Annotated in this window: 10 protein-coding genes; 8 read left to right on the top strand and 2 right to left on the bottom strand. The window is 50.2% G+C overall.

Annotated features, from left to right (window positions below; all coding sequences use genetic code 11):
• Positions 1–517: 517 nt before the first annotated feature.
• Together M2133_RS11130 and M2133_RS11125 are read right to left on the bottom strand one after the other, a co-directional pair.
• Entirely contained in the window at positions 518–1,162 is a 645-nt protein-coding gene (locus M2133_RS11130) for a CatA-like O-acetyltransferase (protein WP_277466199.1), read from the bottom strand.
• Between the two features lie 45 nt (positions 1,163–1,207).
• On the bottom strand, positions 1,208–1,528 hold the full coding sequence (locus M2133_RS11125; RefSeq protein ID WP_277466198.1) for a YbjQ family protein: 321 nt from the start codon (positions 1,526–1,528) through the stop codon (positions 1,208–1,210).
• Positions 1,529–1,770: 242 nt separating this feature from the next.
• Between M2133_RS11125 and M2133_RS11120 the strand changes: the two genes are divergently transcribed.
• The 8 genes from M2133_RS11120 (at position 1,771) to M2133_RS11085 (ending at position 7,226) form a co-directional block, all read left to right on the top strand.
• Positions 1,771–2,025 carry a sigma factor gene (locus M2133_RS11120; RefSeq protein ID WP_277466197.1) on the top strand — a complete coding sequence of 85 codons (255 nt, stop codon included), beginning with the start codon at positions 1,771–1,773 and terminating at the stop codon, positions 2,023–2,025.
• A gap of 12 nt (positions 2,026–2,037) precedes the next feature.
• Positions 2,038–2,358, top strand: a complete 321-nt coding sequence (locus tag M2133_RS11115) for a hypothetical protein (protein WP_277466196.1) — start codon at positions 2,038–2,040, stop codon at positions 2,356–2,358.
• Between the two features lie 43 nt (positions 2,359–2,401).
• A complete protein-coding gene (locus tag M2133_RS11110; protein ID WP_277466195.1) occupies positions 2,402–2,782 on the top strand; it encodes a hypothetical protein in 381 nt (126 codons plus the stop codon).
• Between the two features lie 220 nt (positions 2,783–3,002).
• The gene (locus M2133_RS11105; protein ID WP_277466194.1) at positions 3,003–3,281 is read left to right on the top strand and encodes a LysO family transporter; all 279 of its coding nucleotides are present in this window, start codon (positions 3,003–3,005) and stop codon (positions 3,279–3,281) included.
• Positions 3,278–3,907: a lysine exporter LysO family protein gene (locus M2133_RS11100; RefSeq protein WP_277466193.1), complete on the top strand. Its 630-nt coding sequence runs from the start codon at positions 3,278–3,280 to the stop codon at positions 3,905–3,907. The genes M2133_RS11105 and M2133_RS11100 overlap by 4 nt, the downstream gene beginning before the upstream one ends.
• Positions 3,908–3,970: 63 nt before the next feature.
• Positions 3,971–4,894, top strand: a complete 924-nt coding sequence (locus tag M2133_RS11095) for a bifunctional riboflavin kinase/FAD synthetase (protein ID WP_277466192.1) — start codon at positions 3,971–3,973, stop codon at positions 4,892–4,894.
• A gap of 3 nt (positions 4,895–4,897) precedes the next feature.
• The gene (locus M2133_RS11090; RefSeq protein WP_277466191.1) at positions 4,898–5,968 is read left to right on the top strand and encodes a M20 family metallo-hydrolase; all 1,071 of its coding nucleotides are present in this window, start codon (positions 4,898–4,900) and stop codon (positions 5,966–5,968) included.
• On the top strand, positions 5,961–7,226 hold the full coding sequence (locus M2133_RS11085; protein ID WP_277466190.1) for a polysaccharide biosynthesis C-terminal domain-containing protein: 1,266 nt from the start codon (positions 5,961–5,963) through the stop codon (positions 7,224–7,226). The genes M2133_RS11090 and M2133_RS11085 overlap by 8 nt, the downstream gene beginning before the upstream one ends.
• Positions 7,227–7,232 lie beyond the last annotated feature (6 nt).

Here is a 7,232-nt window from a genome sequence, read left to right as displayed (position 1 = left end):
TCTTCCCATTCCGAACAGAGAAGTTAAGCCTCACCACGCCGATGGTACTGCTCACAAGGTGGGAGAGTAGGTAGCTGCCGTTTTAAGTAAGAGAGTCTATTTCGAAAGAAGTAGGCTCTTTTTTTGTTTTTAGGAGCTCATAAGAACTCATAAGAGCTTAAGAACTCATAGGAACTCATAGGAACTCATAAGAGCTCATAAGAGCTTAAGAGCTCATAGGAACTCATAAGAACTCATAGGAATTCATAGGAATCCTAGGAGGGCTAGGGGATAGGGCACGCAGATGACGCAGACTAAAGCACAGATGACCGCAGATTATTATTGTTTAAATTTTATCTGCGGTCATTTGTGCTTTATCTGCGTTATCTGTGTGCTTATAATACGATTAAGGGAATGAGCTCTTATGAATTCTTATGAGTTCCTATGAATTCCTATGAGTTCCTATGAGTTCTTAAGTTCTTATGAGTTCTTATGAATTCCTATGAGTTCTTAAGCTCTTATGAGTTCTTATGAGTTCTTAGGAGGTCATAAGGAGGGTGGAAACTCTTTGGTAGTAGAGGGCGAGGTGGTGGCCGTCGATGAAGGCGTGGTTTACTTTGAGGCCGATGGGTATGTATTCTTTGCCTTCGCGCTGGATGAGTTTGCCGATCAGGGAGAGCGGGTAGCCATCCATCGCGCTTTGATGGGCAAAGGAGATGCCGGTAAAGCTCAGGGTGGGCAGGGCGCTGAGGAGGAACACGCCCAGGTCGTCTTGGGGGCAGTCTTCTTCACTCTCGAAAGGGCTTGTGCTGACCTCGTGTTCGTCGATGATGCGGCAGGCTGTCTGGGCGAATGTCTGCAGCTCTTCGTGATAGGGGAAGCGCAGGGTGTTGTACCTGCCATTTTCGCCGGTACGGATCACGGCCAGGGCGTCGATCGTATCATAATAGTATAATTCTCCCGCTGTATCCATCCGGTATTTGAATTCTTTGATTTCATTGCACGCCTTGAGCATGGCATGGGCGTAGTATAAAAAGAAAGATACGCCTCTGGCTTTTGCCCGTGCCCGTGCTCCGGTGCATTCAACCTCGGAGGTGATGGATATGTTGGGGTCGGGGAAGTTCTGAAAGAAATGGATGGAGTTCTTCCGTTCGAATTGTTCGATGTCTATTCGGTGTCGCATCTGTTAGCTATGGATTAGTCGGTATGATGCCGACGTTTTTGTTTCTTATTTATACCGCACAGCCGTTCCGGCCGCTGTCACCATCAGCATGCTATTGGTGGATCCTACCGTTTCATAATCCAGATCGATGCCAATCACGGCATTGGCTCCCATGCGGGTGGCCTGATCGGCCATTTCCTGCAGTGCGGCGTCTTTGGCTTGTTTGAGCACTTTCTCATAACTTCCGGAGCGTCCGCCTACGATGTCGGTGATACCGGCAAAGAAGTCTTTCACGATGTTTGCTCCGATGATGGTTTCGCCCGAAACGATTCCGAAATACTGGATAATCTCTTTCCCTTCCAGTGAGTTTGTTGTTGTCAGTAGCATAATTTTATTGTTTGGAACAAAGGTAGTGAAAGCCGAATGCAGATCCAAGCTTGCTTGAGATATGCTGAGGTGCATCCTACCTTCGATTTATTGAACAAACATACAAAAAATATCTGATCATTGGATGTTATACTTCGCCTTGTTTGGTTGTCGTTTAGATAAAGAGTGAAAAAAAGGCGGGCAAAGTGCAACCAACGGGGGGAGTTGTTCGTCTTATAAGTAGTGATTAGAGAATGAAATGTATGAAAGCAAATGATTTTACATCCCGAATACTGCCTTTGAAAGATCACCTTTACAGGGTATCTTACCGGATCACGCACGATGCGGGGCAGTCGAAGCAGATTGTTCAGGAGGTGATGTTGAGAGTATGGGATCAACGGACACATCTTGAGGTGATTGATAATCTACCGGCGTATTGTATGGTGGTCACGCGTAATATTTCGTTGCAGAAGAAAACGGAACTGTCTGCCTGTAAGGATCTTTTTCTGGTGGGCTAAATAGAGATAGCTATGGATTACAGCGATATAAACAGATTATTGGATAAATATTGGGAATGTGGGACTACGGTCGAGGAGGAGCGGGAGCTTCGCCGCTTCTTCTCCGGCTCGATCATTCCGCCCGACTTGTTGCCTTATAAATCCTGGTTTGTCTCTGCCGAAGCGGAGATGTTATTGCCTCTGGGTGAGCATTTCGACGAGCAGGTGATGACGCATATCGAGCAGTTGAAGAAGCGCCGCCGCCAGCAATCCGTCACCCGTTACCTGTGCTTCGGCAGTCTCTTTTTCGTTTTTATCCTTTTATTTCTTTGCCTGAAGCTCTTCTTGTTGTAAGAATAGTTATTACATTTGTAGAGAATGTAATACCGTGAATGTTATGAAAAAGAATCTGTTCAAGCTTACCGCGTTTGTGTTTTGTCTGTGTTTCTCTCTGTCGCTTGCCGCGCAAGAGAAGAAGTTGAATCCCGCACCTTTCGTTGGCGAATGGTCGTTCACCGTTTCGGATGCCCCTTATGGTTATGATAAAGGGGAAGCCAAGCTCTTTCTGGAGGAAGGCCAACTGAAAGGTGAATTCAAATTGAGTGATGCTACGCTGAAAGTCAATTCGTTTACCGAGAAAGCCGACGGTTACCTTTGCACCGTCTATGTCGACGGCTATCCGATCGAAATTCTGCTGACTTATAAAGAGGGCAAGCTCTCGGGCAGAGGCGACGATGGCTCTCAGTATTATCCGATTACTTTCAAGAAAAAAGAATAGTTGGCCGCCTCAAAAAAAGGCCGGCAGCTTTTTGAAAAAGGCCGCCGGCCTTTTGGGAAACTCCGGCGGCCTTTTTGGAAAAGCTGCCGACTTTTTTTGGGGGATCACCCCGAAGGTTTAGTCTACAATAGATATACATCCGCTATACATCCGGGTTTTCTTCTTTGCAGAACACTTTCTATTCCTTACCTTTGCTTCGATTTAAAGATAGAGGAAAACGATGTTTATAGTCATAGGTATCATGTTTGGCGGCATTGCCGTCGGTTATGTATTGCGCAAAGTGGAGATCCTGCAAAAAGTGGGTAAGCCGATCTCTTTGACCATCTATTTGTTGTTGTTCTTGTTGGGCATCACCGTGGGGAGCAATCCGGATATTATGAACAACCTGACCACGCTGGGTTGGCAAGCCTTCCTGTTGGCTGCGGCCGGCACGTTGGGCAGTGTGGTGGTGGCCGGCCTGGTCTATCGTTATTTCTTTAAAGAAAGGAGGGCGGAATGAAAGGCAGTCTGGTTGTTGTCGGCTTCTTTGTGTTGGGCTGTCTGTTGGGTTGGAGCGGGGCGTTGCCGGATGTGATTTTGGAGAACGATATTACGGTCTATGTGCTCTACCTGTTGATGTTCCTGGTCGGACTGAGTATCGGCAGTGATAAGAAACTGAAACAGATCCTGTCGAGTATCCGTCCGCGTTTGTTGTTGGTACCCTTGTCGACGATTGTCGGCACACTCTCTTTTTCGGCCCTGGTGAGCCTGTTTATCACCCAATGGAGCGTGTTCGATTGCCTGGCTGTCGGCAGCGGTTTTGCCTATTATTCGCTTTCTTCCATCCTGATTACGGAGATGAAGACGGCAAGTCTTGGGGTGCAGATGGCCACCGAACTGGGCACGATCGCGTTGATGGCGAATATCATCCGCGAAATCTTTGCTTTGCTTGGCGCGCCGCTCTTTGTGCGCTATTTCGGGCGTTTGGCACCGATCTGTGCCGGAGGGGCGACCACGATGGATACGACGCTACCGATTATCACCCGCTATGCCGGGAAAGATATGGTTTTTGTCTCCATCTTCCACGGTATCCTGGTCGATTTCACCGTTCCCTTTTTTGTTTCTTTCTTCTGTTCTTTCTCCTGAACTGCGGATAAATCACAATTTATTCCCCTATCTTTGCCTTTTTATCAGAAATAAAAAGACAAAATGGTCATTATCAGGGATACGAAAGAGCTGGACGGAATGGATCTGATCGTTACTGTCGGCTTTTTTGACGGGGTTCACCTGGGACATCGTTTTCTTATCGATCAGATGAAAGAGGCGGGCGAGCGGTTGTCGCTGGCTACGGCCGTGATCACCTTTCCGCAACACCCGCGCAAGGTCCTTCAGCAGGACTATCAACCCAAACTGTTGAATTCTTTCGAAGAAAAACTCAAACACCTCGAGGAAACAGGGATCGATTACTGTATCGTTCTCGACTTTACGCCCGAGCTCTCCCGCTTGCGCGCGAAAGAGTTTATCCACCGGGTATTGGCCCGCGATCTGCACGTCAAAACGTTATTGGTCGGCTACGATCATCGCTTCGGCTACGACCGAGCCGACGGCATTGAGCAATATATCGCTTACGGGCGCGAATGTGGTATGGAGGTGATCCGTGCCAATCCGTATACGGCGGAGAATCTTCACGTGAGCTCGTCCGAAGTGCGCCGGTTGCTCGCCGAGGGGCGGGTGGACGAGGCCGCGGAATTGTTGACCTACCGCTATCAGATCCGGGGAACCATCGTGGCCGGCTTCAAAGTCGGGCGCAAGCTGGGTTTTCCCACGGCGAATATCCAATTGGATGAGCCTTTCAAAATCATTCCGGCAATTGGTGTCTATGCTGTCCGGGTGTATCTGAAAGGAAAAAGCTATGCTGGCATGCTTTATATCGGTAACCGGCCGACACTCAACAATGGAGAGAACATCACTCTGGAAGTAAACATCTTCGATTTCTCAGAAGATATCTATAACGAAGAGATTAGTGTTGCCTTTGTCCGCTACGTGCGGGGCGATATCCGGTTCGATTCTGTCGAGGAGCTGAAAGAGCAACTGGCGGAAGACCGGAGAATAATTATGAATTATAAATTATAAATTATGCATGGGGAAGAATCATATTATCATGCGGTAGATACGTTGAAAGGGATGATCCGCATTCCTTCATTCAGCCGGGAAGAACAGGGTGTTGCCGATTATCTGCAGGAACTTTGGAGCCGCGATGCCCATCAGGTGCACCGGAAAGGGAACAACCTGTGGCTCATTGCCCCGGGATTCGACTTCGGCCGGCCGACGATTCTCCTGAACTCGCATATCGATACCGTGCGTCCCGTCGCCGGATGGATCCGTGATCCTTTTTCGCCCGGGGAAGAGGAAAACGAACTATTGTATGGCCTGGGAAGCAACGATGCGGGAGCCAGTGTGGTCGCCCTCTACGCGGCATTCACCCTGCTCGGCAGCCGTCCCCAGCCGTATAACCTGATCTTTCTGGCCTCGTGCGAAGAAGAAGTATCGGGCAAAGGCGGTATCGAAAGCGTTTTGCCCGATCTGCCGCGGATCGATTTCGCCCTGGTCGGCGAACCGACCGGCATGCGGCCGGCAACGGCGGAGAAAGGTTTGATGGTGTTGGACTGTGTCGCCGTCGGACAATCCGGACATGCGGCGCGCGAGGAAGGCGTCAATGCCATCACCCTGGCGATGAAAGATATCGAATGGTTCAACACCTACCGGTTCCCCCTGCAAAGCGACCTGTTGGGTCCGGTGAAGATGAATGTCACGATGATACAGGCTGGCACGCAACACAATGTGATTCCCGACCGCTGCACGTTCACGGTGGACGTGCGCACGAATGAGTTTTATCCGAACGAAGAACTGTACGGTCTGATCGCGGCGCAGGTCGCCTGCGAGGTGAAGGCGCGCAGTTTCCGGTTGAATTCCAGCCGCACACCCGCCGAGCATCCTTTCGTGCAACGGGCGCTATTGTTGGATAAAGAACCGTTCGGCTCCCCAACCCTGAGCGATCAGGCACTGATGCCTTTCCCTTCGGTCAAGATCGGTCCGGGCGACTCCTCCCGCTCGCATACCGCCGACGAATATATCCGCACTTCCGAGATCCGGGAAGCGATAGACCTTTATGTCCGACTGTTAGATAATCTAAATATCAGTGGTTAAGAAACTATTAGGCACGATCGGCACCCGCTACCTGGTAGCCCTGTTGAACCTCATCCTGATCATGGTCAATGCGAAGGTGTTGGGGCTGAAAGGGGTCGGTCTGGTCGGTATTCTGATCGCTTCGGTCAATATCGTGGTGATCATCTGTGGGATATTCAGCGGGAATACGCTGGTTTATTTCATGGGACGTCACACGGTGCGTACGCTTTTCCCGATCGCTTACGGCTGGACGGTCGGCGCGGCGCTGATTGCCTGCGCCCTGATGTATCTTCCGGGATTGATCCCGGCGGGTTATTTCGGCACCGTATGGGTATTGGCCTTATTGAACTCTTTGGTGACCGCCAATGCCCGGTTTCTTTTGGGCAAAGACCGGATCAAAGCCTTTAATATCGTCTATGTATTGCAGGGAGCCGGGCTCTTCGTCTCCGTCTTATGCCTTTATTACCTGTTCGACCGTCCGGATATCCACTCTTTTATCTACGCCTCCTATCTGTCGAGCCTACTTGCTTTTGTGGTGAGCCTGATCTGGGTGATTCCTTACCTGAAAGAGAAAGAAAACGCGGCGGTCTCCGCCCTTTCGGTCCTGCGCGAGATGTTTACGTACGGCTTATGGGCCAGTGCCGACAACCTGGCGGAGAATCTGACGACCCGTTTGAACTATTTCCTGTTGCAATATTTCGGTGGACTGGGAAGTGTCGGTTTGTTGGACTCCGGAACGAAGGTCTCCGAGAGCGTTTGGCACATCAGCCGGAGCGTCAGCCTGTTGGAGTATAATAGTGTGGCCAAAACGACGGATCTGCATGAGCAGAAAACCATCACCTTACGGTTCTTTAAATTCACTTTACTGGCCCTGGTCCTCGTTATGGGCTGTATCGCCCTGATCCCGGAATGGGTGTACACCGAAGTGCTCTTCCGGGCTGAGTTTGCCGGCGTGCGCCAAGTGATTTTAGCCCTTTCCATCGGTATTATTGCCTTCGGATGCAATAACGTACTCAGCCATTTCTTTATCGGAAGCGGACGTGTCCGCACGAGTGCGGCTTGTTCGGCGCTCGGACTACTTGCGTTGTCGGTTGCCGCCTTACTGTTGATCCCGCATCTGGGCGCTTTGGGCGCGGCGATCAGTTGCAGCATCGCTTTCTCCGTGATGCTCCTGTTCTCTTTGTCCCGGTTTATTCGTCTGACCCAGGCAACCTTTGCCGACTTTATCCCCTCACGAAACGATTTCAAAACCATCTACCGGCAATGTATAAAGAAATAGGGTGGC

It is taken from the genome of Parabacteroides sp. PF5-6, assembly GCF_029504695.1.
Classification (GTDB): Bacteria; Bacteroidota; Bacteroidia; order Bacteroidales; family Tannerellaceae; genus QVMG01.
The sequence above is the reverse complement of the archived record's forward strand: the minus strand, read 5'-3'. Positions and strand labels throughout refer to the sequence as shown.

Excerpts from the sequence above, each read along its gene's own strand:
- M2133_RS11130 (WP_277466199.1), bottom strand. The coding sequence starts at position 1,162 with ATGCGACACCGAATAGACATCGAACAATTCGAACGGAAGAACTCCATC.
- M2133_RS11100 (WP_277466193.1), top strand. The coding sequence starts at position 3,278 with ATGAAAGGCAGTCTGGTTGTTGTCGGCTTCTTTGTGTTGGGCTGTCTG.
- M2133_RS11115 (WP_277466196.1), top strand. The coding sequence starts at position 2,038 with ATGGATTACAGCGATATAAACAGATTATTGGATAAATATTGGGAATGT.
- M2133_RS11120 (WP_277466197.1), top strand. The coding sequence starts at position 1,771 with ATGAAAGCAAATGATTTTACATCCCGAATACTGCCTTTGAAAGATCAC.
- M2133_RS11125 (WP_277466198.1), bottom strand. The coding sequence starts at position 1,528 with ATGCTACTGACAACAACAAACTCACTGGAAGGGAAAGAGATTATCCAG.
- M2133_RS11110 (WP_277466195.1), top strand. The coding sequence starts at position 2,402 with ATGAAAAAGAATCTGTTCAAGCTTACCGCGTTTGTGTTTTGTCTGTGT.
- M2133_RS11090 (WP_277466191.1), top strand. The coding sequence starts at position 4,898 with ATGCATGGGGAAGAATCATATTATCATGCGGTAGATACGTTGAAAGGG.
- M2133_RS11105 (WP_277466194.1), top strand. The coding sequence starts at position 3,003 with ATGTTTATAGTCATAGGTATCATGTTTGGCGGCATTGCCGTCGGTTAT.
- M2133_RS11095 (WP_277466192.1), top strand. The coding sequence starts at position 3,971 with ATGGTCATTATCAGGGATACGAAAGAGCTGGACGGAATGGATCTGATC.